Origin of the sequence: Micropruina sp. (genome assembly GCF_047602085.1) — a bacterium.
In the GTDB taxonomy this organism is placed as follows: domain Bacteria; phylum Actinomycetota; class Actinomycetes; order Propionibacteriales; family Propionibacteriaceae; genus Micropruina.
This window is the reverse complement of sequence record NZ_JASGID010000006.1, coordinates 128,521-152,095: the sequence shown is the minus strand read 5'-3', so window position 1 is coordinate 152,095 and position 23,575 is coordinate 128,521. Positions and strand designations below refer to the sequence as shown.

The following is a 23,575-nucleotide window of genomic DNA, read 5'->3' as shown; positions in this document are numbered from 1 at the left end:
GCTCAGGCGGGCTGAGCGGCGTGACCGGCGGCCACTACCCAGGCGTCCAGTGCGGCTGCGGCGGCACCCGAGTCGACGGCGCGCGCCGCCACCTCGAGTTGCTCGGCCAGTTGCCCGGTGACGTCGGCGTCCAGGTCGGGCCCGGCGTGGGCCAACAGGGCGGCGGCGGCGTTCAGCAGCACGATGTCGCGCACCGGCCCGGCCTCGCCAGCCAACACCCGCCGCACCACTGCGGCATTGAACGCGGCGTCGGCGCCCAGCAGGTCCTGTCGTGAGGCCGCGGCCAGGCCAAGATCGGCGGGGTTCAGCGTGGTCGGCTGTACCCGTTTGTCGGCGAACAGCCAGACATCCGAGGTCGTGGTCGTGGTCAGTTCATCAAGGCCGTCGTCGCCGTGAAACACCAGGCCACGGGTGCCGCGGGCGGCCAGCACACCGGCGACGATCGCCGCCATCCGCGGGTTGGCCACCCCGACGGCCTGCGCGGCCGGCCGGGCCGGATTGGCCAGCGGGCCCAGAAAGTTGAACGTGGTCTGAATGCCCAACTCGCGCCGGGCCGTGCCGGCGTGCCGCAACGACGGATGGTAGAGCGGCGCGAACAGGAACACGATGCCGGCCTGCGCCAGCACGTCGGCCTGGCGCTCGGGCGGCACGTCGAGGGCCACTCCCAGCGCCTCGAGCACGTCCGCGGCCCCGCAGGCGGACGACGCCGACCGGTTGCCGTGCTTCACCACCGGGGCGCCGGCGCCGGCGGCGACGATCGCGGCCATCGTCGAGATGTTCACCGTGTTGGCCCGGTCACCGCCCGAGCCCACCACGTCGACAGCCTCGGCCGGCAGGGTGATCGGCGTGGCGTGGGCGAGCATGCCTTGCGCCATGCCCCCGATCTCGTCGATCGTCTCGCCCTTGGCCCGCAGCGCCACCAGAAAGCCGGCCAACTGCGCCGGGGTGGCGTTGCCGGCCAGAATCTCGTCCATGGCCCAAGTGGCGGTCTCGGCCGGCAGATCGGTTCCGGCGATCAGCCCGGTGAGCACGTCGGGCCAGGTGTGACCCACGCTCAGACCGCCTGGACGAGCCGGGCGCGCAGCAGTTCGGCCACCGCACCGGGCAACCGCACCGGGTCGACCGGGTACATGACGGTGGCGTCCGCCCGCGACCAGGTGGCCAGCCAGGCGTCCGCGACCCGAATGATCAGCACCAGGATCGGCGGGCACTCGGCAATCTCGTCCTTCAACTGCTTGGCCAGCCCCAGCCCACCCACCGGGGTCGCCTCGGCGTCCAGAATCAGCAGGTCGAGCCCCCCGGAGTCCACCGCGGCCAGCACGGCGGGCTGAGTGGCGACCTCGTAGAGCTCGAGTTCGGGAAGGTCGGCCGCGACCCGACGGCCGAGCGCCAGCCGTACCTGCTCGCGCGTCGTCCGATCGTCGGAGTAGAGCAGGATCTTGGCGGTCTGGTGACTCATGCGCGTTCCTCGTCGGCGGGCGGTTGGTGTGCATGGTACCCCGCTGCCGCGGCCCGGGCGGCCAGACGTTCCTCGCGGTCCAGTTGACGGTCGACGCGGGCCGCCTCGCGTTGTGAGTGCTGAAACCACTGCACGAAGAACACGGTCAGGATCAGCAGTGAGATCAGGTCGCCGGCCCCCCACATGATGCCGCCGGCGAGGTTCTGGTCCTGCAGCGGGCTGGGCGGCCAGGCCCGGTTGAACGCCAGGTACCAGTCCTCGGCGATCAGCTGCGGCGAGCCCATGATGATCACGCCCAGGAAGGCGTGAAACGGCATCGTGATGAAGATCAGGAAGATACGTAGAAAGTGCGGCAGCCGGTTGGGCATCGGGTCGATGCCGAGCAGCGGCCAGAAGTACAGGCAACCCGTGATCACGAAGTGCACGTGCACCCAGGCATGCACCAAGGGGTTGGCCAGGCTGACCTCATACAGCCCGGTCATGTACAGCAGGTACGGGTTGGCGATCATCATCGCGGCCCCCACCGGCGCCCAGGTCAGCACCCGCACCGGCCACAAGTGCAGCACCCGCATCACCAGACGGCGACCAGGGCCGCCCAGGTTGCGCAGCAGCAGGGTGACCGGAGCACCGATCGCCATCAGCACCGGCGCGACCATCGACAACAAGATGTGCTGCACCATGTGCACGCTGAACAGCACGGTGTCGTAGCTGCCCAACACGCTCAGCAGGGCGATTGCGATGGTGCCCACGCCCCCGAGGCACCAGGCCACGGTTCGTCCGACCGGCCAGGCGTCGCCGCGCCGCCGCAACCTCTGCACGCCCCACACGTACAGCCCCGCCATCAGCACCAACGCCACGATCACCAGCGGGTCGAAGGTCCACGCCGTCAGCAGGCCCTGGGGGGTCAGCGCCGGGGGTTGGTTCGCCGGGTCGGCGTGCAGCGGCAGCGTAACCATGGCTGCATTATCCTCGCTGCCGCCGGCGTTTTTCCCCGCCGGACGCCCTCACGCACCAGGCGACCGCTGGTCACAAGTCTGTGACAAGCAAGAATCGCATCTCGTCAGAGGGTGACCAATCGGCTCTGAGCAGCAATAATGACCGCGTGACACACTCTCACTCGAGCGCGGCAGCGGCAATGCCGCACGGGGCGGTGCACCCGATCGCCCCGGCCCGTCTGCATCCGGCCAAAGGACGACCCGACATGGTCGCGGTGGGCACCTGGATCTGGTTGGCCTCCGACCTGATGTTCTTCGCGGCGTTGTTCGCGGCGTACTTCAACCTGCGTTCGATCACCAATGCGGCAGCATCCGCGGCGGGCACCGAGTCGCTGTGGGAGTGGGGCTCCGCGCACTTCAACATGCCGTTCGCGGTCACCAACACGCTGATCCTGATCCTGTCGTCGGTCACCTGCCAGATGGGCGTGTGGAAGGCCGAGCGCGGCCAGGTGGGCCGCACCGGTTCGGTGCTCAACGTGGGCCAGTGGGGCCTGCGCGAGTGGTACATCCTCACCTTCATCATGGGCGCGATCTTCATCGGCGGCCAGGCCACCGAGTACGCCACGCTGGTCTCGGAGGGCTTCACCCTGTCGACCAACGCGTACAGCTCGGCGTTCTTCCTGGCCACGGGCTTTCACGGCCTACACGTCACCGGCGGCTTGATCGCGTTCTTGTTCATGCTCGGTCGCACCTATATGACCCGCACCTTCACCCACGAACAGGCCGTGCACGCGGTCGTCACTTCGTACTACTGGCACTTCGTCGACGCGATCTGGATCATCCTGTTCGGCGTCATCTACATTCTGCGCTGAACCCGACCGAGGAGGACTCCCCGTGCGATTCCTGACTGCCAAGCGGCGACACCGGGCTGCACGGCCCGCGCTGCTGGTGCTGGCCCTGCTGTTGATGGGTGCACTGTATGCAGCCGTCGCCCCGGCGGCCAGGGTTTCGGCCGACACCGGCAACAGCCAGCAGGTCGCCGAGGGCAAGGCACTGTTCCAGGTGACCTGCTCGTCGTGCCACGGCATGAACGGCGAGGGCAGCAGCCAGGGGCCGTCCCTGGTCGGCGTCGGTGCCGCGGCAGCCCACTTTCAAGTGAGCACCGGCCGCATGCCGATGGCGAACCCGGGCGCCCAGGCCCCTCGTAAGCAGAACACCTATACCGATGAAGAGATCCAGGCACTGGCAGCCTACGTCGCCACCCTGGGCCCCGGCCCGGCGATTCCGACCGAGGAGCAGTACAGCGGTGAGGGCCTGAGCGCCGAGGAACTGGCCAAGGGCGGCGAATTGTTCCGCACCAACTGCTCGGCCTGCCACAACTTCGAGGGCGCCGGTGGCGCCCTGCCCAACGGCAAGTACGCACCCAGCCTCGTCGGCGTCAGCGGTCAGCACATCTGGGAGGCTCTGCGCACCGGCCCCCAGCAGATGCCGGTCTTCAGTTCGGGCGCACTGCCCGACGAAAACGTCCGCGCGATCGTGGGCTACCTCGAGACGCTGCACGCTCAGCCGTCCAGTGGCCTCACCTTCGGCGCCCTGGGCCCGGTGGCCGAGGGCCTGTTCGCCTGGATCATCGGCATCGGCGGCCTCTGCCTGATCGCCGTCTGGATCGCCGCGAAGGGGGCACGGGCACGATGAGCATCGAAACCAAGCACGAGAACACTGATCTCGAGCGATACCCGGTGCCCGACCCCGGGCTTGAAGAGCATGTCGAGCGGTTCACCGACGTCGACGCGGCCGCGGGCGAACGTGTCTACCGGCAGGTTCTGCTGATGCTGGGCGCCGTGCCGGTATTGGCCATCGCCTTCGTCGTGATCTACTTCGTGGTGCCGCGCAACAGCTTCATCGTCCTGTTCGGCATGGAGTGGGATGCCATGACGTTCCTGCTCGGCCTGACCGGTGGCCTGGCCACCCTGCTGATCGGCCTGGCCTGTGTGCACTGGGCCAAGACGATCATGGGTGACGAAGAGGTCGCCGAAGACCGGCACGCTGCCGCCTCCAGCCCCGAAGACCGTGAGGTGTTCGCCCGCGAGTTCGCCAAGGGTGCCGAACAGTCGGGCCTCGGACGACGCAAGCTGATCGGCGGGGCCCTGGGTGGGGCGCTGGGCCTGATCGCCGTGCCGGCCGTGGTGCTGTTCGCCGATATGGGCCCCTGGCCCACCGCCGCGCTGCGCCGCGAGACCATCGAGCGCACCATCTGGGCTGAGGGCGTCAAGCTCGTGAACGACGTGACCCGGCGGGCGCTCAAGGCCTCCGACCTCGAGATCGGCCAGTTGGTGAACGCCCAGCCGGAGAACCTGTGGGAGCACGAAGGCGCCGAATTCCAGATCGAGAAGGCCAAGGCCTCGATCATCATCGTGCGGATGGACCCCGACCGGATCAAGATTCCCGAGTCGCGGCAAGACTGGCAGGTCGGCGGAATCCTCTGCTACTCCAAGATCTGCACGCATGTGGGCTGCCCGATCAGCCTGTGGGAGCAACAGACCCATCACCTGCTGTGCCCCTGCCACCAGTCCACATTCGACCTGGGCAACTCCGGCGTCGTGGTCTTCGGGCCAGCCGCCCGGGCGCTGCCCCAGTTGCCGATCACGATCGACGCCGACGGCTACCTGGTGGCCCGCAGCGACTTCACCGTGCCGGTCGGCCCCAGCTACTTCGAGCGTGACTCCTCCGGCGACTTCAAGGAAGGTGATCGGTGATGGCCAAGCCCGCTGACGTCTCCACCGCATCACTGGCTCTCGACACGGAGCGTCCCCCGGCGAAAGTGAATCTGCCACCCGCCCTGGTGAGCAAGGCCGTCTGGGCCGACGAACGCCTCGGACTGGCCTCGCTGCTGAAGAAGAACCTGCGCAAGATCTTTCCCGACCACTGGTCGTTCCTGCTCGGCGAGATCGCGTTGTACTCGTTCGTGATCCTGTTGTTGACCGGTGTCTTCCTGACCATCTGGTTCAAGCCGTCGATGGCCGAGATCGAGTACCAGGGCACCTACCAGTTGATGCGAGGCCTGTCGATGTCAGAGGCCTTTGCCTCGACCCTGGCCTTGTCGTTCGATATTCGTGGCGGTCTGCTGGTGCGTCAGATCCACCACTGGGCAGCCATGTTGTTCGTGGCGTCGATGACCGTGCACATGCTGCGCATCTTCTTCACCGGAGCGTTTCGCAAGCCGCGTGAGTTGAACTGGCTGATCGGCGTCGGGCTGTTCTCCATCTCGCTGATCGAGGGCTTCGCCGGCTACTCGCTGCCCGACGATCTGCTCTCGGGCACCGGCCTACGGTTCGTGGACGGCCTGATCCGCTCGATTCCGCTGATCGGCACCTGGGCAGAATTTTTCATCTTCAATGGCGAGTTTCCGGGCGATCTGGTGATCGCGCGCCTCTACATGGTGCACATTCTGCTGGTGCCTGCCGTGCTACTGGGCCTGATCGCCGCACACCTGGCCCTGGTCATCTATCACAAGCACACCCAGTACCCCGGTGCCGGCCGCAAGGACGGCAACGTGGTCGGCTACCCGCTGTTCCCGGTGTACATGGCCAAGGCGGGCGGCTTCTTCTTCGTGGTGTTCGGCGTGGCGATCCTGATGGGCGCCACCATGTCGATCAACCCGGTGTGGAACTTCGGCCCCTACAACCCCGCCCAGGTCACCGCCGGCTCGCAGCCTGACTGGTACATGGGTTGGGTCGAGGGCGCGATCCGCATCATGCCCAACGTCGAGTGGCACCTGGGCAGCACCACCTGGTCGTGGAACATCTTCCTTCCCGGTGTGGGCCTGATGACCGCCCTGTTCGTGCTGCTCGGAGCCTGGCCGTTCATCGAGGGTTGGATCACCGGCGACAAGGCCGAACACCACGTGCTGGAGCGTCCGCGCAACAACCCGACCCGCACCGGCATCGGCGTCGCCGGCATGACCTGCTACGCCATGTTCTGGCTCGCGGGAGGCAACGACATTCTGGCCACCCAGTTCAAGGTGTCGCTGAACGCGGTGACCGAGTTCATGCGGGTCGCGGTGTTCGTGGCACCAGTGATCGCCTTCATCGTGACCAAGCGCATCTGCATCTCACTGCAGCGGGCCGACGCCGAGCGGGTGCTGCACGGCAGCGAGACCGGCATCATCGAGCGGGCACCCGACGGCGGCTACTCCGAACCACATCGGCCGATTCGCGACGATGAGAAGTTCACCCTCACCCAGCATGCTCAGGGCACGGCTCTCGAAGCCGCCCCCGCTACCGACCAGAACGGGGTGCTCGAGAAGGGTGCCGGGGTCAGCCGCATGCGGGCACTGGCGTCGCGGTGGTTCTTCGCCGGCGTCATCGCCAAGCCCACGGCCACCGAAATCGCCGAGGCAGACCATCACGCCGAGGGTCATGATGCCGATGATCACGGGGACGGCGCGGGCGAATCGTCCGGTCAGATCACTCACTGACAGTGCGCGAACGATGCCGCCGGGTCTTCCCGGCGGCATCGTTCTGTGTTGAGCCCCCCACCCGGCCCGCTACGATCCCTGGGTGCGTCTTCTCCATTCACAGCCCGGCTACGACCTCACCTACGACGACGTCTTCATGACCCCGCGCCGCTCATCGGTGATCTCACGGCAAGACGTCGATCTGACCAGCACCGACGGGTTGGCCCTGCCGATGCCATTGGTGGTGGCCAATATGACGGCCATTTCGGGCCGGCGGATGGCCGAGACCGTCGCCCGCCGGGGAGGCGTGGCGATCATTCCGCAAGACCTGCCCACCGAGATCGTCGCGCAGACGATCGGCCGGGTGAAGGCGGCGCACACCGTGTTCGACACGGCCGTGCACGTCACCCCCCACACCACCATCGGCGAGGCGCTCAACCTGATGCCCAAGCGGGCGCACGGCCTGGTGGTGGTTGTCGCTGACGACGGCGCGCCGGTTGGCCTGCTCGGCCCCACCGAGGCCGCCGGGCTCGACCGTTTCGTGCAGGTACACGAAGCCATGTCGACCGACTTGACCATCGTCGACCCAGCCACCTCACCGGCCGACGTCTTCGAGTTGCTGAGCAGCCGGCGGCACCGGGTCGCCCTGGCCGTCGAGAACGGACGGCTGGCCGGCCTGATGACCGTCAAGGGCGCCCTGCGGGCCACCCTGTACGCCCCCGCCCTGGACGACGCCGGCCGGCTGCGGATCGGCGCCGCGGTGGGCATCAGCAAAGACGTGGCACGGCGGGCCTCCGACCTGGTCGACGCTGGCGCCGACGTGCTGGTGATGGACACCGCCCACGGCCACCAGGAGCGCATGATCGAGGGTCTGGGAGTGGTGCGGGCCATGCTGGCCGCCCGCGGCTCACGCGTGCCGGTGGTAGCGGGCAACGTGGTCACCGCCGAGGGCACCGCCGACCTGATCGAGGCCGGCGCCGATGTGGTGAAGGTCGGGGTCGGCCCGGGCGCCATGTGCACCACCCGGATGCAGACCGGCGTGGGGCGTCCGCAGTTCAGCGCGGTGCTCGAATGCGCGGCCGAGGCCCGCGAGGCCGGCAAAGCCATCTGGGCCGACGGCGGTGTGCGGCACCCGCGCGACGTGGCGCTGGCGCTGGCCGCGGGGGCCGGTGCGGTGATGATCGGCTCGTGGTTCGCCGGCACCCACGAGTCGGCCGGCGACCTGGTGACCGATCACGACGGACGCCCCTACAAAGAGTCGTTCGGCATGGCCTCGGCACGTGCCGTACGGGCCCGCACCGCGCAGCAGTCCCGCTACGAACGAGCCCGGGCGGCACTGTTCGAAGAGGGCATCTCGCAGAGCCGCATGTACCTCGACCCGGAGCGTCCCGGCGTGGAGGACCTGATCGACTTCATCGTGGCGGGCGTCCGCTCGTCGTGCACCTACGCCGGGGCCCGCACCCTGCCCGAGTTCACCCAGAACGCGGTGGTCGGCGTGCAGTCGGCATCCGGCTTCAACGAAGGACGCCCGCTACACGTGAGCTGGTAGGCGCCGGCCTGGCCATTGGGCCAGCCGGTCAGGCCCTGTGTCACCAGTGGTCGGCTATCAGCGTTGGCAGTAGCCCCGGCAGTGCGGGAACCTACGGCCACCGATCAGCCGACGATCAGTGCTGGTAGTCGCCGCGGTAGTACTCGAACACCCAACCGCTCAGTGCCCAGATGCCCAGGCAGACGGCCAGGATGCTGATCCACCAGCCGAACACCGGCCCCAGCGCCAGCAGTTGAATGGTGAGCGCCAACCAGAACGGCCAGATGCTCTTGGGCGGAAAGAAACCCAGCGGGCCGGCGCCCTCGATGATCTCGGCGTCCTTGCGGTCTTCCAGCCGCTCGTCCATCTTGCGGGCGATGTTGAACAGGTACACCGCCACCATCGAGAACAGCAGGAACGCCATGATCAGCGCAACGGTGCCGATGATCTCGTGCGACATGAACCAGTACACCGGCGTGACCACGACGAGAAAGATCGCGATCGCCGCGAACATCCAACCTTCGACCTTCATGGCTTCACTCCCCCTTGGGGTTCTCGATCGATGACGGCCGAGGCCCGTTGCTCGATGATCCGGTCAGCAGCACGTCAAGCTCTTCGGCGCGATCGACCCCGTGGATCTCGGGGTGGTGCAGGTCGAACGCCGGCGATTCGGAACGAATGCGCGGCAGCTTGCTGAAGTTGTGCCGCGGCGGCGGGCTGGACGTGGCCCACTCCAGCGAACGCCCCCAGCCCCACGGATCGTCCACCTCGACCTTGGGGTCGTTGCGGGTGCTCCAGATGTTCCAGAAGAACGGCAGCATCGAACTGCCCAGCAGGAACGCTCCGGCCGTCGACACCTGGTTGAGGAACTGGAAGCCCTCCGACGGCAGGTAGTCGGCGATGCGCCGCTGCATGCCCTCGATGCCCAGCCAGTGCTGCACCAGGAAGGTGAGGTGAAAGCCGAAGAACAGCGTCCAGAAGTGAATCTTGCCCCAACGCTCGTTGAGCATGCGGCCGGTGATCTTGGGCCACCAGAAGTAGAAGCCGGCGAACATGGCGAACACCACGGTGCCGAACACCACGTAATGGAAGTGCGCGACCACGAAGTAGCTGTCAGAGACGTGGAAGTCGAGTGGAGGTGCCGCCAGGATCACGCCGGTGAGGCCCCCGAACAGGAAGGTGGTGAGAAACCCGATCGCCCACATCATGGGCGTCTCGAAGGTCAACGACCCACCCCACATGGTGCCGATCCAGTTGAAGAACTTCACCCCGGTCGGCACCGCGATCAGGAACGTCATGAACGAGAAGAACGGCAGGTTCACCGCGCCGGTGACGAACATGTGGTGCGCCCACACGGCGACGCTGAGGCCACCGATGCAGAGCGTGGCGGCCACCAGCCCGACGTAGCCGAAGATCGGCTTACGGCTGAACACCGGCAGAACCTCGGTGATGATGCCGAAGAACGGCAACGCGATGATGTACACCTCGGGGTGTCCGAAGAACCAGAACAGGTGCTGCCACAGCACCGGGCCGCCGACCCCAGGATCGAGAATGTGGGTGCCGAGCCGGCGGTCGGCCTCCAGCACCAGCAGGCCCGCGGCCAGCACGGGGAACACCAGCAGCACCAGCATCGAGGTGACGAAGATGTTCCAGGTGAAGATCGGCATCCGGAACATGGTCAGGCCGGGTGCCCGCATGGTGACGATCGTGGTGACGAAGTTGACCGCGCCCAGAATGGTCGACAACCCCATCACGTACAGGCCCATGATCCACAGGTCACCGCCCACCCCGGGGCTGTTGAGGGCATCAGACAACGGCGCGTAGGCGAACCAGCCGAACGCGGCAGCACCCTCGGGCGACAGAAAACCCGAGCAGGCGGTAACCGAGCCGAACAGGTACAGCCAGTAGCTGAACATGTTCATTCGCGGGAACGCCACATCGGGGGCGCCGATCTGCAGCGGCATCACCGCGTTCGCGAAAGCCGCGAACATCGGGGTGGCGAACATCAGCAGCATGATCGTGCCGTGCATGGTGAAGAACTGGTTGAACGTCTCGTAGTGCAGGTACTGCAGACCGGGCCAAGCCAATTCGGCACGAATGGCCAGGGCCAGCAGTCCACCGAAACCGAAGAATGCGAACGCGGTGACGAAATACAGGTTGGCGATCACCTTGTGGTCGGTGGTCGTCATCCAGGTCATCGCCTTCGCGCCCCAGTTGGAGCGCCGCACCGCCCGGCGCTCGGCCGAGGTCAGGGTGACTCGTGCAACACTCATGGGTGCTCCTCCTCGGCTGGGGCGGACGGCACCGTGTTGACCCACACCGGAGCCTTCCACTCGCCGGTCTGGCCCTTGGCGGCCAGCCCCTTCAAGTAGGCGTTGTACTCTTCGACGCTCACCACGTGCACATTGAACAACATGACCGAGTGGTAGGTGCCGCACAACTCGGCGCACTTGGCCAGAAAGGTGCCGGTGCGATTGGGCGTGACGTCGAAGCTGTTGGGATGCCCCGGAATCACGTCGAGCTTGAAGTAGAACTCGGGAATCCAGAACGAGTGAATGACGTCGGCCGAGGCTAGGTTGAAGCGCACCGACTCGTTGACCGGCAGGTACAAGTCGGGGATCTTCTCGATCGTTCCGCCCTCATGCACCACCGCGCCCACGGCCGGGTTCTGCTCCTCCATGTAGTTGAAGGTCCACGACCACTTCTGGCCCAGCACGTTGACGGTGTGCTGTGGCTGCGCGTTCTTGGCGAGCACGTTGTCTTGGCTCTGCACGGTGAAGTAGAACAGCACGCCGACGATCAGGAACGGCACCAGGGTGTACAGAATCTCGAGCGGCAGGTTGTAGCGGTTCTGCTTGGGCACCTCATTATCGCTGCGGCGGCGATAGCGGAACATCACCCAGAAAATCAGGCCCCAGACGAACACGCCGATCACCAACGAGGCGATCCACGCGCCGTTCCACAGGTTGCCGATCCACGGCGCCTGCTCACTGGCCGACACCGGCATGCCCCAGCGTGTCCACTGGGCCATGGTCTCCTGGCTGCACCCCGACAGCGCGGCAGCGGCAACCACGCCACCACCCAGCACCAGCCCTCGCCTCAGGTGCGTGCGGTTCTTCACCACAGACGTCCCGCCTTCCCACACCGGAGGCCACCGGGCCCTGGGGCGGCGGCAGGCTTCCGAGTCGTCAGATTCCTTGGCGCTCACCCTAACCCACAAACACGACGGGACGCCTCCCCTGAGGCGTCCCGTTGTTTGGGTTTTTCAGATTGTTACCCGTAGTCCCGGCAAGAGCCGGGGCCGGCGCGGCCGATCAATGGAAGCTGTCGCCGCAGGCGCAGGAGCCCTGCGCGTTCGGGTTGTCGATGGTGAAGCCCTGCGCCTCGATGGTGTCGACGAAGTCGATGGTGGCGCCGATCAGGTAGGGCGCCGACATGCGGTCGGTGACCACCGGCACACCGAACCATTCCTTGGTGACGTCGCCCTCAAGCTCGCGCTCGTCGAGCGAGAGCTGGTAGCGCAGCCCGGAGCACCCGCCCGGGGCGACGGAGATGCGCAGCACCAGGCCCTCGTCGGGCTGCTGCGAGACGAGGTCCTTCACCTTGGTGGCCGCGGCCTCAGTGAGAATGATGCCGTCGGTGTCGATCTGCTGGTCGAGAGACATGTGCGCTCCCCTTCGTGGGTGTGCTCGCGATGGGTGTACTCGCCAGGAGGAACAACGCCGCCCTGACCGGGTATTCCCCTCAGTGTAGAACACGCCCTATCGCGAGCCGAGACCTCCGGCTCGCCGTCGCCCTGCAAGCCGGTCGCGCGAATGCGTTTCGGGTGGCCGGCGAGCCTGCCCGGCGCAACCACTGCGCGCTTGGGGACGTGATGCCGCCACAACTCGGTGGATCGGGGGCCGGGGAAGCGCTGATCGGTGCAACCACCGCTGCTTGGCCGACGTCGAAACCCCTTGCCAGCGACGGGCCGCCGCTTCGCACGGACCGGGATGGGGGATTCGGTGAAGCTCCGGGTCAGAGCGGCACATCCGAGGTCTCGACCAGCTCGACCAGCTCGACCAGCTCGACCAGCTCGACCAGCAACAATCAACGCGGCCCGGACGGGTACCAGCCCTCGGCCAGCCGGCACGCCGTCGCCGTCAGCGCGGCGGCCGTGCCCAACGCCGGCGGCAGCGGGTGCGCGGACTCGACCCCGAAGGTGCGCATCTCGCGGCCTGACACCTCCACCACCGGAGAAACCACCACCAGCGGCACCTCCGACGCCTCGCACCGCGCGGCAAGCTCGGCCACCACCCCGCCGCCCCGAGTGCCGAAGTCGAAGGAGTCACAGGCCGTCACCACCAGGTCGGCCGCGGCCACGGCACGGTCGATGCCGCCCAGGTCGGCACCCAGTGCGGCACCCGAGGCCAGCCGTCCCCCCAGCGCGAGCACCGCAAAACCCAGCCCGCCTGCCGCCCCGGCACCGTCGGCCCTGGCCAGCGCGGGGTCGAGTGTTGCGGTGAACCGCTCCAGCGCGGCGTCAACGGCCAGCATGCGCTCGGCGGAGACGGCCGCGGCTCGGCCGCGCCGCGAGGTGACCCCCCGCAGGCCCAGCAGTTGATCGTGCTGCTCGCCGGGCGCCACCACCGCGGTCAGCTCGCACCCGGCCAGCACGGCCCGCTCGGTATCGCCAAGTTCGGCCAGAAAGCCCTGACCGGCGTCGTGACCGGTGGCGCCGGTCAGGTCGAGCACCACCCGCTGCGGCGCACCGCCGGCCAGCGCGTAGCAGAGCAACCGGCCCAGCGCCCCGGTGCCGCCGGTCAGCGGCGCCGGGGCAGGTTCGTCGGCGACGCCGAGCACCAGCAGGTCGTCACGGCGGGCGACCCAGCCGCTGTGCAGCAGTTCCAGTTCACCGCCCGGATCGGTGAGCGTGGCACCCAGCGCCACTCCCCCCTCGGCGAGGCCGATCACGGCGGCGTCGGCGCGCGGAGCGAACCCCTGCGCCAGGGCGACGGCCGCCTGGCGCGGCAGCACGCTGCCGACCGGACCGCTGGCGAGCAGCACCCGGGGCCGGCGCGCACCCGCCGTGCCCCGGCTCACCGCAGGTTCTCGCCCGTCTCGGCCGGCGCGCTGAGGCCAGGGGCCGGCGGTTGTTCAAAGGTGGTGCTCGCGGGGAGTTCGCCCTGCGCCGCACCGGAACCGCCCGGCAGAGCCGCCTTCAACGCGGCCAATTCGTTGTCGACCTGCGCGGCCGAGGCCAGGGCGTCCAGTTCGCGGGTCAGGTCGTCGCGACCCAGGCCGGTGGGGTCTTCGAGCGCGCCGCTGGCCAGCAACTCGTCGACCGCCGCGGCACGGGCCTGCAACTGAGCCGTCTTGTCTTCGGCGCGCTGGATGGCCTGCCCGACATCGCCCAGCTCTTGGCCCAGCCCGCTGAACGCCTCGCTGATCTTGGTCTGCGCCTCGGCCGCGGTGTAGGTGGCCTTGATCGTCTCTTTGCGGGTGCGGAACGCTTCGACCTGGGCCTGCAACTGCTGGCTGGCCCGCACCAGCCGCTCCTCCTCGGCCTGCAGTGCGGCGTGCTGGGTCTGCAGTTCGGCAAGTTGCTGCTGCAGCCCGGACTTGCGGGTGAGCGCCTCGCGGGCCAGGTCTTCGCGACCGGCCTCGAGGCCGCGCTTGGCCGCGAGGGTGAGCTTGTCGAGCTGTGCGTTGAGCTGGCCGGCCTGCAACTCGACCCGCTTGCGGCTGGTGGCCACCTCGGCCACCCCCCGACGCACGTGCTGCAGCAGCTCCAATTGCTTGGTGTAGGAGTAGTCGAGCGTCTCACGGGGGTCTTCGAGCTTGTCGAGCGCCTTGTCGGCCTTCGCCGAGAAGATGGCCTTCATGCGTTGGAACAGCCCAGCCATTACTTCGTGCCTTTCGTCGGCTACCTGGTGGAGTTTCATCCAGGGTATCCCGACGAATCGACGGGGTAGCATGAGGGGTCACCGATCCACCGACATTGAGGTTCGCCGTGGGACTCTTCTCCCCCAACAAGAACAAGGAATCCGCGCCGGAGCAGGCTGCCCCGGTGCAGCAGGTTGGGACGCCGTCCGGGGGCAAGAGTGCGCCCACGCCCCGGCGCAAGGACGCCGAGGCGGCGCGGCGCCAGCGGGTGAACCCGCAGTTGAGCCCCAAGGAGGCCAAGCAGCGGGCGCGACAGGATGCCGCCGCCGAGCGGCGCAAGGCCGCCGAGGCGCTCGACAACACCCCCGGCAAGAAGCTGATGCGGTCGTGGATCGACACCCGGTTCAACCCGGCCGAGTGGGCGATGCCGATCTTGATGACCCTGCTGGTGCTGACCCTGGTGGTCACCCCGGTGATGCCGGCGATCGTCGAGCCCGTCACCTACGCCACCTGGGCCTTCATGGGGCTGATCGTGGTCGACATCGTGCTGATGTGGCGCGGGTTCAAGAAGCTCGCCGCGCAACGCATTCCCAACGAGCCGCTCAAGGGCCTGCTCTACTACGGCTTCAACCGCGCTCTGTCGCTACGCCGCATGCGCATTCCGCGGCCGGTACTCAAGCGCGGCGACACGTTCTGATGGCTTGGCACTGGCGGGCCGACGACGGGTTCGAGACCGGCCCAACGGTGACCTCCGTAGCCATGGGCGGCACCTTCGAGTCGCAACCCGAGGCCGAGCACTGGCTGACCGGGGCCTACCAGGACCTGGCCGACCACGGCGTGCGGACGGTCAGCCTGTATGAAGAGAACCGGCTGGTCTACGGCCCGATGAGTCTCGAGGCCGACTGAGCCGCGCGCTGACCGCGCCACAGCACCAGGGCGAAACCGGTGACCGCCACCCCCACCACGCCCACCACCGGACGCGCCCACTGCGCCGCGCTGTAACGCTCTTCGTAGGTCTGCACCTTGGTGCCCTGCGCGTTGACGCACACCTGACCGGCATGCATCACCTGGTCGCGGCACCAGATCGTCGGGTTCGCACCGAGCAGCACCGCCCAGAGCACTGCGGCCAGCCCGGCCGCCGCCAGGGCTAGCTGCGCCCAGCTTCGCCAGCCCCGGTTCACGATGCGCGCACACCCGTGGTGACGAAGGGCGGCTTCACCACTTCGAACGGCTCCTCGCGACCGCGCACCACCACCGACACTTGCGTGCCGGGCGTCAGTGCGGGCGGCAGCAGGGCCAGCGCGATGCCCTTGGCCAGGGTCGGCGAAAAGGTGCCCGAGGTCACCTCACCCACCTCGGCGCCGTCGTACAGCACGCTCATCTGCGGCCGGGGAATGCCGCGGCCCAGCGACAGCAGCCCGATGAGCCGGCGGGCCGGGCCCGCGGCCCGCTCCGCCCGCAGCGCCGCGTCGCCCCAAAAGGCGTCCTTGCGCCACCCGATCGCCCACCCCACGCCGCACTGTCCGGCCGACAAATCGGGTCGCAGGTCTTGGCCGTGCAGCGGGTACCCCATTTCGGTGCGCAGCGTGTCGCGCGCGCCGAGACCGGCCGGGACGATGCCGTAGGGCTGACCCGCGGCCAGCACCGCGTCCCACACGGCGCCGGCCTGGGCCGCGGGTACGACGAGTTCGTAGCCGCGCTCGCCGGTGTAGCCGGTGCGGCAGACGGTGAGCTGCACACCGTGCCAGGCGCCGGCGTCGAAGCGCATGTAGTCGTGGCCGACCGGCAGCCCGAGCGCGGTCAGGGTCTCGTCCGATCGGGGGCCCTGCACGGCCAGCACGGCGTAGTCGTCGTGCTCGTCGGTGACGCTCAGCCCTTCAGGTGCCGCCGCGGCCAGCAGCCGCACCACCTCGGCGGTGTTGGCCGCGTTGGGAATCAGGAACACCTCGTCGTCGGCCAGCCAGTACCAGATCAGGTCGTCGACGACGCCGCCCTCGGCGTTGCACAACACGGTGTACTGGGCCTGCCCGACGGTGATCTTGGCGGCGTCGTTGGTGATCGCCGAGTTGAGAAATTCGGCCGCACCAGCCCCCTTGAGGCGCGCCTTGCCCAGATGGCTGACGTCGAAGACGCCGACGCTGCTTCGGACGGCCTTGTGCTCGCCGACAATGCCGGCGTACTGCAGCGGCATCGACCAGCCGCCGAACTCGGCGAACCTGGCACCCAGTGCCTCGTGCCGATCGTGCAGCGGGGACTTCTTCAACTGCGACATATGTGCGACTCCTCCGCCCACCGGTTCGGGCAGCGCTCAGCCTAGTGCTGCCCGACCGCAGCCTTTCCAGGGTCTTTCGGCGCCAGGCGACACCCCGGCGGCGTTCTGCTCAGTCATCAGGCCGCCGGGAAACGCTGACTCTTGCTGATTGGGCACCAGCGCGGCGATCAGCTTGGCGGCCTGATCTCGTCGAGTTCCGGCTCGCCGGCCACCGGCCAGGTGCGCCCCTGCGGGAGGCCGGCCAGCAGCCCGCCGAAACGCGCCGGGTCGGCGCCGGTGCAGACGAACGGGCGCGCACCGAACTCGGCCACCAGCGACGCCAGGCCGGCCGATCGTCCGGCGCCGAACACGATGCGCTGCGCGGTGGCGAAACTGAAGCCGGTCACGATGGCCACGATGACACGGCGCCGTCGAAGCCCTGAGGAACGAGGCTAAGGTGACCGTGTTGTGCCGCAACCTGGGTTCGCTTGTCGATTGGATCGTTCGTGACCTCCTTCACTCTGCCGCCACTCACTTTGGCCACTTCCTGCCCCAGCGATGCCGATGTGGTGGTGCTCGGCTTCGCCGACAGCGCCGGACGTGCGGTGCTGGTCGGGTTGCCCAAAGACCTCGACAAGCGGGTCACCAAGCAGTTCGGCAGGCCGCTGCTCGACGTGGCCCGCTCGCTGGGAGCCACCACCAACCCGGGCGCCACCGTCACGCTGCCCGGCGCCGACGGGCAGCGGGTGATCGTGGTCGGCCTCGGCGAGATCGACGTAACCCCCGAGCAGGTGCGGCGGGCAGCGGGCAGCGGCCTGCGCACGGCGGCGAAACTGGGCGGCGACCGGGCCGTGAAGGTGGCGGTCTGCCTCGACGCGGTCGAGCCCGAGGTGATCAGGGGTGCCGCCGAAGGTGCCTTGCTGGGCAGTTACTCGTTCGTCAAGGTGAGCGGCGAGCAGTCGCCGGTCGCGATCGCGTCGATCACCGTGGTGAGCTCGTCGGGCAAGCCCGAGGCACGGCGGGCGGTCGAGACTGCTCGCACCGTGGCCGCAGCGGTCTGCCTGGCCCGCGACTGGGTCAACACCCCCGCCAACGTGCTCTACCCCGAGACCTTCGCCGAGGCGGCCCGCGGCGCGGCCAAGGGTTTGCGTCTCGACGTTGAAGTGCTCGACGACAAGGCCCTGGAGCGCGGCGGGTACGGGGGCCTGACCGCGGTCGGCGGCGGGTCGTCGCACGGCCCGCGGCTGGTCCGGTTGTCGTACGCCCCCCGCGGCGCCAAGACCCACATCGCACTGGTGGGCAAGGGCATCACCTTCGACACCGGCGGCCTCAACATCAAGCCGGGCGAGGGCATGTTCACGATGAAGAACGACATGGCAGGCGCCGCCGCGGTGCTGGCCGCCACCCGGGCGATCGCCGAACTTGGCCTGAAGGTGAACGTCACCTGCTACGCGGCGATGGCCGAGAACATGCCCTCGGGCACGGCGTATCGCCCCTCGGACGTGCTGACCATTTTCGGTGGCACGACGGTCGAGAACGTCAACTCCGACGCCGAGGGCCGGCTAGTGATGGCCGACGCGCTGGTGCGGGCAGGCCGCGACAACCCTGACCTGATCGTCGATGTGGCCACCCTGACCGGCGCGGTCGTGGTGGCCCTGGGTGAGCGAGTGGCCGGGCTGATGGCCAGCGACGACGCGGCCGCCGACCGGGTACTGGACGCCGCCGAGACCGCCGGCGAGGCGTTCTGGCAGTTGCCCATTCCCGACGGCACCCGGGCCAAGCTCGATTCGAAGGTCGCCGACCTGCGCTCGGGCGGCAACCGAGCCGGCGGCGCGTTGACCGCCGCGGCATTTCTGCAAACGTTCGTGCCCGAGGGTGTGCTCTGGGCGCATCTCGACATCGCCGGCCCGGCGTTCAACGAGGACGCCCCCTACGACTACGTGCCGACGGGCGGCACCGGCACGGCGGTACGCACCCTGGTTGCCCTGGCCCAGTCGCTGCAGGACTGAGTCGTCGTGCACACCGACGTGGTCGTGGTCGGCGCCGGGGCGGCCGGGCTGCTGGCGGCGGTGGCCGCTCGCCGGCTCGGCCACCGAGTGCTGGTGCTGGAGCGGTCGGACGAGCTCGGCGGGTCTACCGCAACCACCGACGGCGCCCTCTGGCTTCCGGCCAACGACCTGATGGGCCGCTCAGGCTTGCCCTCCGACTCCGCGGACGAGGCACTCGCCTACTTAAACGCCCTGGACCCGACCGGCTCGGGCGTGATCGCCGCACGACGCACCGCCTTCACCCGCACCGCCGCCGCGGTCGGACGCTGGCTGGTCACCTCGCGCATCGCGCTGGAGGCGATGAAGTCGCTGCCCGACTGCAGCCCGGAGGTGACGGGAGGCAAGCCACAGGGTCGCTCCGTTCGGGTACGCGCCGTGTCGCCGAAGCTCGACCCTGAGTGGGCCGCGCGGATGCGCGGCAGTTCGACACGGTCTGAGCCCGGCCTGTTCGCCCGGCTGGCCAGCCCGTTTCGCGACCCGGGCCAGCTGACCGGCGGGGCCGCTCTGGTGGCCGAAATGCTCCGCCGGGCGGTGGGCAGCGACGTGGAGATCTGGCTCGAGTCGGCGCTGCACGAACTGATCGTCGAGGGCGGCGCGGTCACGGGCGTCCGGGTGACCCGCAGGGGCGCGTCGGTCGACGTGACGGCGGCGGTCGGAGTGATTCTGGCCTGCGGCGGCTTCGAGGGCGACCAGTTGCTGCGCGACGAGCACCTGCCGGCACCGACCCAGGCGGACTGGTCGGTGACTGACGGCGCCGACGGCACGGCGCTCTCAGTGGGCCACCAGGTCGGGGCGGCGCTGTCCGGTCTCGATCAGGCCTGGTGGACGCCGGTGCTGCTCGCCGAAGGTCGCGCGCACCCGCTGGACGCGGCTCGGGTGGCCCCGCACGGGCTGATCGTCGACCAGGCCGGAGACCGCTACCTCAACGAGGCCCAGCCGTCGGTGCCGGCCGTCCGACGCATGTATGAGCACAACCTCGGCATGCGCTCGGTGCCCTCGTTCCTGATCGTCGACAACCGCCACCGCAAGACCCACCCGCTGGGCCCATGGCCGGCGGGCACGTCACCCAAGGCGGCGATCGAGTCGGGTGAGCTGGTGCGCGCCGCCACCCTCGACGAGCTGGCCCAGGGCCTGGGCATCGACCGGGCCGGCCTGATCGGCAGCGTGGTGGCGTTCAACCAGTTGGCCAAGCGCAGCAAGGACACCGATTTCGGCCGGGGCGACAGCGCGTGGGACCGACACTTCGGCGACCCGATGCTGCGCCGCAACCCGTGCCTGGGTTCGGTCGATCGGCAGCCGTTCTGGGCGGTGCGGGTGTACCCGGGCGACGCCGGCACCAAGGGCGGCCTGGTGGTCGACGATCGGTCGCGGGTGCTGCGCACCGACGGCCATCCGGTGCCGGGGTTGTGGGCGGTCAGCGGCAGTGCCGCCAGCTTGTTCGGCTCTGCGCAGCCGGGGCAGGGCGCCGCCCTGGCCGCGGCGCTGGTTGAGGCCTACCGTGCGGCGCTCGATCTGTCGGGCCAACTCGATCAGGTCGACGCAGCGCTGGCCTGAGCGGTTGTGGAGAGTGCTGAATCAACGCGGCCCACGGCTGGTTGAGCGTGTCGAAACCCCCTCGGGCAAGCACTGATCTCTCGCCGGTCGAGCTGGTCGAGACCTCGATCATCACGCTGCCGCGAGAGGTTTCGACACGCTCAACCAGCGGCAGGCGCATTGATCGGGGTCAGAGCGGCGTATCCGAGGTCTCGACGGAACTCGACCAGTGAAATCAGCGTTCCCTGGGCCGGCCGGAGCGGTCTTGCCCGGCTGACGAGCCCGCCGGGATTCAGTTGCCGCCCTTGTGGCGGGCGTTGTAGTCGCGCATGCGCTGGGGGTAGCCCACCACCGCGGCATCGTAGATCGGCAGCGCGTGCCGGCTGGCGAATTTGCGGCCCCAGGCCGGCGACTCGATCGAGCGCCGCGTCCATTCGCCGTCGAAAGCGACCAGCAGCAGGCTGGTGCGGGTCATGGTGGTCTGCGGTTCGAGATAGGCCTCGACGCCGCGACGGGTGGCCACGAAATCGTCCAGGTGGCCACTCGTGGCAGCGTCGACGCTGCGCTGGCCCGGCTGCGAGCGCCAGAAGTCCCACCGAATTGCCACGCAGCCATTGTGCCTCGCGCACAACAGTGGCCATCAGATGGTCGCGACGAAGAGGTACTGCTCAACGGGCGCGACAACCGGATAGGGTGAGGTCTGGTTCTGGCAGTCCGTCGAAGGAGACCACACTCATGTCAACGCCCGTCCCTTTGCCCGCACTGGGTGAAAGCGTCACCGAAGGCACGGTTTCGCGCTGGTTGAAGCAGGTCGGCGACACCGTCGAGGTGGACGAGCCCATCGTCGAGGTCTCCACCGACAAGGTCGACACCGAGATCCCCTCGCCGGTCGCCGGCGTGATTCTCGAGATCTTCTTCGCCGAAGACGATGTCGCCCCGGTAGGCGCCGTGCTAGCGCTGATCGGCGACCCGAGCGAGGCTGGCGGCTCCGCTGCCGACCCGGCCCCGGCTGCGCCTGCGACGGCAGAGAGCGTGCCCGCCCCGGCGCCCGCCGCCCCGGCCGCCGCCGCCGCCCCGGCCGGTGGCGGCGCAACGGGCACCGAGGTCGTCCTGCCGTTGTTGGGCGAATCGGTCACCGAGGGCACCGTGTCGCGCTGGCTGAAGGCGGTGGGTGACACCGTCGAGGCTGACGAGCCCATCGTCGAGGTCTCCACCGACAAGGTCGACACCGAGATCCCCGCCCCCACCGCGGGCGTGCTGCTCGAGATCCGGGTCGGCGAAGACGAGGTTGCCGCCGTCGGTTCGGTGATCGCCGTGATCGGCGAGCCGGGTGCCGCACCGGCCCCGGCCGAGGTGCCGCCGGCTGCCCCGCCGGTGGCCGCAGCTACCCCGGCTCCGGTGGCCTCCGCTGCTCCAGCTCCCGCCGCCCCAGCTCCGGCAGCGCCCGCCCCGGTCGCCGCGGCAGCGCCGGCCGACCAGGGCGAGGTCGGTTACGTGACCCCGCTGGTGCGCAAGCTCGCGACCCAGCACGGCGTGCAATTGGCCGGGCTGAAGGGCACCGGCGTCGGCGGACGCATCCGCAAGCAGGACGTGCTCGCCGCCGCCGAGGCTGCCAAGAAGGCCGCCGAGGCCCCGGCGCCCGCCGCTGCCCCAGCACCCGTCACCGCAGCAGCGCCGGCAGCCAAGCCGTCCGCACCGGCGGCGCCGCCCGAGGGTTCCAAGCGGGGCACCACCGAGAAGATCAGCCGCATGCGCTCGGTGATCGCCAAGCGCATGGTCGAGTCGCTGCAGATCGCGGCGCAGCTCACCGGCACGGTCGAGGTCGACCTGACCAATATCAGCCGGCTGCGCGCCCGGGCGAAGGATTCCTTCAAGGCCCGCGAGGGTGCCTCCTTGTCGTACCTGCCGTTCATCTGCAAGGCGGTCGTCGAGGCGCTGAAGCAGTTCGACAAGGTGAACGCCAGCATGGATGTCGAGGCCGGCACCATCACCTACCACGACGCCGAACACCTGGGCATCGCGGTCGACACCGAGCGTGGGCTGCTGGTACCGGTGATCCGCGACGCCGGCGATCTCAGCCTGGCCGGCCTGGCCAGGAAGATCGGCGACGTGGCGGCCCGTTCACGCAGCAACAAGATCGCCCCCGACGAGCTCAGCGGCGGCACCTTCACGATCACCAACTACGGCTCGGCCGGCACCCTTTTCGACACGCCGATCATCAACCAGCCGCAGGCCGCCATTCTGGGCACAGGTGCGCTGGTGAAGCGTCCGATGGTGATCAAAGACCCGACCCTCGGCGAGGTGATCGCGGTGCGCGACATGATGTACCTCTCGCTCAGCTACGACCACCGCCTGGTCGACGGCGCAGACGCCGCGCGGTTCCTCTCGGTGGTCAAGGCTCGGCTCGAGGCCGGCGACTTCGCCGGTGAGCTCGGGCTGTAGAGCGGTAGCCGTTCTTCAGGCCGACAGGTCCTCGCGACGCCCGTCACCCGGCTGGGTGGCGGGCGTCGCGGCGTCTCATTCGCCGGTGATCGTTCACCGGTGACCGCCGGGCATAGACTCACCGGGTGCCAGAAGTGCGAGCCGCCGACCACCGTCCGGCCCAGTTTCAGTACCTGGGGCTGACCGAGCATCCACCGCAGCTCAGCCCCTACCTGCCCACGTGGGACTACCAGCGACAGATTCACGCCAGGGTCGCTGCCGGCGAGTTGCCGCCGCAGGTGCTCTTCGTCGAGCACGAACCCGTGTACACCGCCGGACGCCGCACCGAACCGCACGAACGCCCCTTCGACGGCACCCCGGTGGTGGACGTCGACCGCGGCGGCAAGATCACCTGGCACGGGCCCGGCCAACTGGTCGGCTACCCGATCGTGTTTCTGCCCCGCGGCATCGGCGTGGTCGACTATGTGCGCCGGGTCGAGGAGGCGCTGATCAGGGTGCTGCTCGACTACGGCATTCACACCGGACGGGTGGACGGCCGCACCGGCGTCTGGCTCGCCGCGACCGGCACCCGGCCCGAGCGCAAGATCGCCGCCATCGGAATTCGGGTCAGCAAGCAAACCACCATGCACGGCTTCGCGCTCAACGTCACCAGCCAACTCGGCGGTTTCGACAACATCGTGCCGTGCGGCATCGCGGACGCCGGCGTCACCTCAATGGCCGCCGAACTCGACAGCGCGCCACCCACCCTGGTCGAGGTGGCGCGCGCCCTGGAGCCGCACCTGCGCGAGCTGCTCGCCTTGGGTGACTATCGCCGCACCGGCGCCCATCAGGATTCAGCGGGTGACAGCGCCGGAGTGCTCGCCCACGCCTGATCTTCCCTGGTCGAGCTTGCCGAGACCGCACGTGCGCCAATCTGGGTTTCGAGTAGCTCGACCGGCGCTAGTCTCGCCGGTCGAGCTTGTCGAGACCGCGGCCATGGCGCCTTGGCAAGGGGTTTCGACGCTCAAACCAACGGTGGTTGCATTGCCGCTTGGAGTGAGCACGTGACCGGCGAGATG

23 protein-coding genes and 1 pseudogene are annotated in these 23,575 nt (G+C 68.8%); 11 read left to right on the top strand and 13 right to left on the bottom strand.

The annotated features are described in order from the left end of the window. Positions 1-2 precede the first annotated feature (2 nt). The 3 genes from trpD to QM721_RS12305 are packed head-to-tail and all read right to left on the bottom strand — an operon-like array spanning position 3 to position 2,415. Positions 3-1,052 (bottom strand): anthranilate phosphoribosyltransferase, encoded by a 1,050-nt coding sequence (gene trpD, locus QM721_RS12315; protein ID WP_415122397.1) that lies wholly within the window; start codon positions 1,050-1,052, stop codon positions 3-5. A 2-nt stretch (positions 1,053-1,054) separates the two neighbouring features. Next, positions 1,055-1,459 carry a hypothetical protein gene (locus QM721_RS12310; RefSeq protein ID WP_415122394.1) on the bottom strand — a complete coding sequence of 135 codons (405 nt, stop codon included), beginning with the start codon at positions 1,457-1,459 and terminating at the stop codon, positions 1,055-1,057. Continuing rightward, positions 1,456-2,415 (bottom strand): cytochrome c oxidase assembly protein, encoded by a 960-nt coding sequence (locus QM721_RS12305; RefSeq protein WP_415122392.1) that lies wholly within the window; start codon positions 2,413-2,415, stop codon positions 1,456-1,458. The genes QM721_RS12310 and QM721_RS12305 overlap by 4 nt, the downstream gene beginning before the upstream one ends. Positions 2,416-2,669: 254 nt before the next feature. Here QM721_RS12305 and QM721_RS12300 point away from each other — a divergent pair, with 254 nt between their 5' ends. The 5 genes from QM721_RS12300 to QM721_RS12280 all read left to right on the top strand — a co-directional run bounded on the left by QM721_RS12300 (position 2,670) and on the right by QM721_RS12280 (position 8,399). Continuing rightward, the gene (locus tag QM721_RS12300; RefSeq protein ID WP_415122481.1) at positions 2,670-3,266 is read left to right on the top strand and encodes a cytochrome c oxidase subunit 3; all 597 of its coding nucleotides are present in this window, start codon (positions 2,670-2,672) and stop codon (positions 3,264-3,266) included. A gap of 22 nt (positions 3,267-3,288) precedes the next feature. Next, positions 3,289-4,089, top strand: coding sequence for a c-type cytochrome (locus QM721_RS12295; protein ID WP_415122390.1), 801 nt, complete (start codon positions 3,289-3,291; stop codon positions 4,087-4,089). Continuing rightward, positions 4,086-5,150 (top strand): Rieske 2Fe-2S domain-containing protein, encoded by a 1,065-nt coding sequence (locus QM721_RS12290; RefSeq protein ID WP_415122388.1) that lies wholly within the window; start codon positions 4,086-4,088, stop codon positions 5,148-5,150. The genes QM721_RS12295 and QM721_RS12290 overlap by 4 nt, the downstream gene beginning before the upstream one ends. Continuing rightward, positions 5,150-6,871 (top strand): cytochrome b, encoded by a 1,722-nt coding sequence (locus QM721_RS12285; RefSeq protein ID WP_415122386.1) that lies wholly within the window; start codon positions 5,150-5,152, stop codon positions 6,869-6,871. The genes QM721_RS12290 and QM721_RS12285 overlap by 1 nt, the downstream gene beginning before the upstream one ends. Before the next feature lie 82 nt (positions 6,872-6,953). Next, positions 6,954-8,399: a GuaB1 family IMP dehydrogenase-related protein gene (locus QM721_RS12280; RefSeq protein WP_415122384.1), complete on the top strand. Its 1,446-nt coding sequence runs from the start codon at positions 6,954-6,956 to the stop codon at positions 8,397-8,399. Between the two features lie 115 nt (positions 8,400-8,514). On the opposite strand, the gene QM721_RS12275 is transcribed toward QM721_RS12280, so the two are convergent. From QM721_RS12275 to QM721_RS12250, 6 genes and pseudogenes are all read right to left on the bottom strand, one after another. Then, positions 8,515-8,910 (bottom strand): cytochrome c oxidase subunit 4, encoded by a 396-nt coding sequence (locus QM721_RS12275; protein WP_415122382.1) that lies wholly within the window; start codon positions 8,908-8,910, stop codon positions 8,515-8,517. A gap of 4 nt (positions 8,911-8,914) precedes the next feature. Further along, a pseudogene (gene ctaD / locus QM721_RS12270) lies at positions 8,915-10,570 on the bottom strand (cytochrome c oxidase subunit I); the annotation flags it as partial. A gap of 77 nt (positions 10,571-10,647) precedes the next feature. Beyond that, the gene (coxB, locus tag QM721_RS12265; protein WP_415122479.1) at positions 10,648-11,409 is read right to left on the bottom strand and encodes a cytochrome c oxidase subunit II; all 762 of its coding nucleotides are present in this window, start codon (positions 11,407-11,409) and stop codon (positions 10,648-10,650) included. A 283-nt stretch (positions 11,410-11,692) separates the two neighbouring features. Further along, positions 11,693-12,043: a HesB/IscA family protein gene (locus QM721_RS12260; RefSeq protein WP_415122380.1), complete on the bottom strand. Its 351-nt coding sequence runs from the start codon at positions 12,041-12,043 to the stop codon at positions 11,693-11,695. Positions 12,044-12,467: 424 nt separating this feature from the next. After that, on the bottom strand, positions 12,468-13,460 hold the full coding sequence (locus QM721_RS12255; RefSeq protein WP_415122378.1) for a glycerate kinase: 993 nt from the start codon (positions 13,458-13,460) through the stop codon (positions 12,468-12,470). Then, a complete protein-coding gene (locus QM721_RS12250) occupies positions 13,457-14,263 on the bottom strand; it encodes a PspA/IM30 family protein (protein WP_415122376.1) in 807 nt (268 codons plus the stop codon). The genes QM721_RS12255 and QM721_RS12250 overlap by 4 nt, the downstream gene beginning before the upstream one ends. A gap of 107 nt (positions 14,264-14,370) precedes the next feature. On the opposite strand from QM721_RS12250, the gene QM721_RS12245 reads away from it, so the two are divergent. Further along, positions 14,371-14,940: a DUF3043 domain-containing protein gene (locus QM721_RS12245; protein WP_415122374.1), complete on the top strand. Its 570-nt coding sequence runs from the start codon at positions 14,371-14,373 to the stop codon at positions 14,938-14,940. Continuing rightward, complete coding sequence (locus QM721_RS12240) at positions 14,940-15,149, top strand: hypothetical protein (protein ID WP_415122372.1); 210 nt, start codon at positions 14,940-14,942, stop codon at positions 15,147-15,149. The genes QM721_RS12245 and QM721_RS12240 overlap by 1 nt, the downstream gene beginning before the upstream one ends. On the opposite strand, the gene QM721_RS12235 is transcribed toward QM721_RS12240, so the two are convergent. From QM721_RS12235 to QM721_RS12225, 3 genes are all read right to left on the bottom strand, one after another. Continuing rightward, a complete protein-coding gene (locus tag QM721_RS12235) occupies positions 15,119-15,424 on the bottom strand; it encodes a hypothetical protein (RefSeq protein WP_415122370.1) in 306 nt (101 codons plus the stop codon). The genes QM721_RS12240 and QM721_RS12235 overlap by 31 nt on opposite strands. Then, positions 15,421-16,515, bottom strand: a complete 1,095-nt coding sequence (gene gcvT / locus QM721_RS12230; RefSeq protein WP_415122368.1) for a glycine cleavage system aminomethyltransferase GcvT — start codon at positions 16,513-16,515, stop codon at positions 15,421-15,423. Before gcvT ends, QM721_RS12235 begins: the two co-directional genes overlap by 4 nt. A 167-nt stretch (positions 16,516-16,682) precedes the next feature. Continuing rightward, the gene (locus tag QM721_RS12225) at positions 16,683-16,901 is read right to left on the bottom strand and encodes a hypothetical protein (protein ID WP_415122366.1); all 219 of its coding nucleotides are present in this window, start codon (positions 16,899-16,901) and stop codon (positions 16,683-16,685) included. 99 nt (positions 16,902-17,000) lie between these two features. Here QM721_RS12225 and QM721_RS12220 point away from each other — a divergent pair, with 99 nt between their 5' ends. Then, positions 17,001-18,503 (top strand): leucyl aminopeptidase, encoded by a 1,503-nt coding sequence (locus tag QM721_RS12220; protein WP_415122364.1) that lies wholly within the window; start codon positions 17,001-17,003, stop codon positions 18,501-18,503. A 6-nt stretch (positions 18,504-18,509) separates the two neighbouring features. Then, positions 18,510-20,096, top strand: coding sequence for an FAD-dependent oxidoreductase (locus QM721_RS12215; RefSeq protein ID WP_415122362.1), 1,587 nt, complete (start codon positions 18,510-18,512; stop codon positions 20,094-20,096). A 271-nt stretch (positions 20,097-20,367) separates the two neighbouring features. Here the strand turns inward: QM721_RS12215 and QM721_RS12210 are convergent, their stop codons facing one another. Next, on the bottom strand, positions 20,368-20,682 hold the full coding sequence (locus QM721_RS12210; protein ID WP_415122360.1) for a hypothetical protein: 315 nt from the start codon (positions 20,680-20,682) through the stop codon (positions 20,368-20,370). Positions 20,683-20,810: 128 nt separating this feature from the next. On the opposite strand from QM721_RS12210, the gene sucB reads away from it, so the two are divergent. Continuing rightward, positions 20,811-22,517, top strand: coding sequence for a 2-oxoglutarate dehydrogenase, E2 component, dihydrolipoamide succinyltransferase (gene sucB, locus QM721_RS12205; RefSeq protein ID WP_415122358.1), 1,707 nt, complete (start codon positions 20,811-20,813; stop codon positions 22,515-22,517). A gap of 125 nt (positions 22,518-22,642) precedes the next feature. Next, positions 22,643-23,389, top strand: coding sequence for a lipoyl(octanoyl) transferase LipB (gene lipB, locus QM721_RS12200; protein WP_415122356.1), 747 nt, complete (start codon positions 22,643-22,645; stop codon positions 23,387-23,389). The last annotated feature ends 186 nt before the right edge of the window (positions 23,390-23,575 follow it).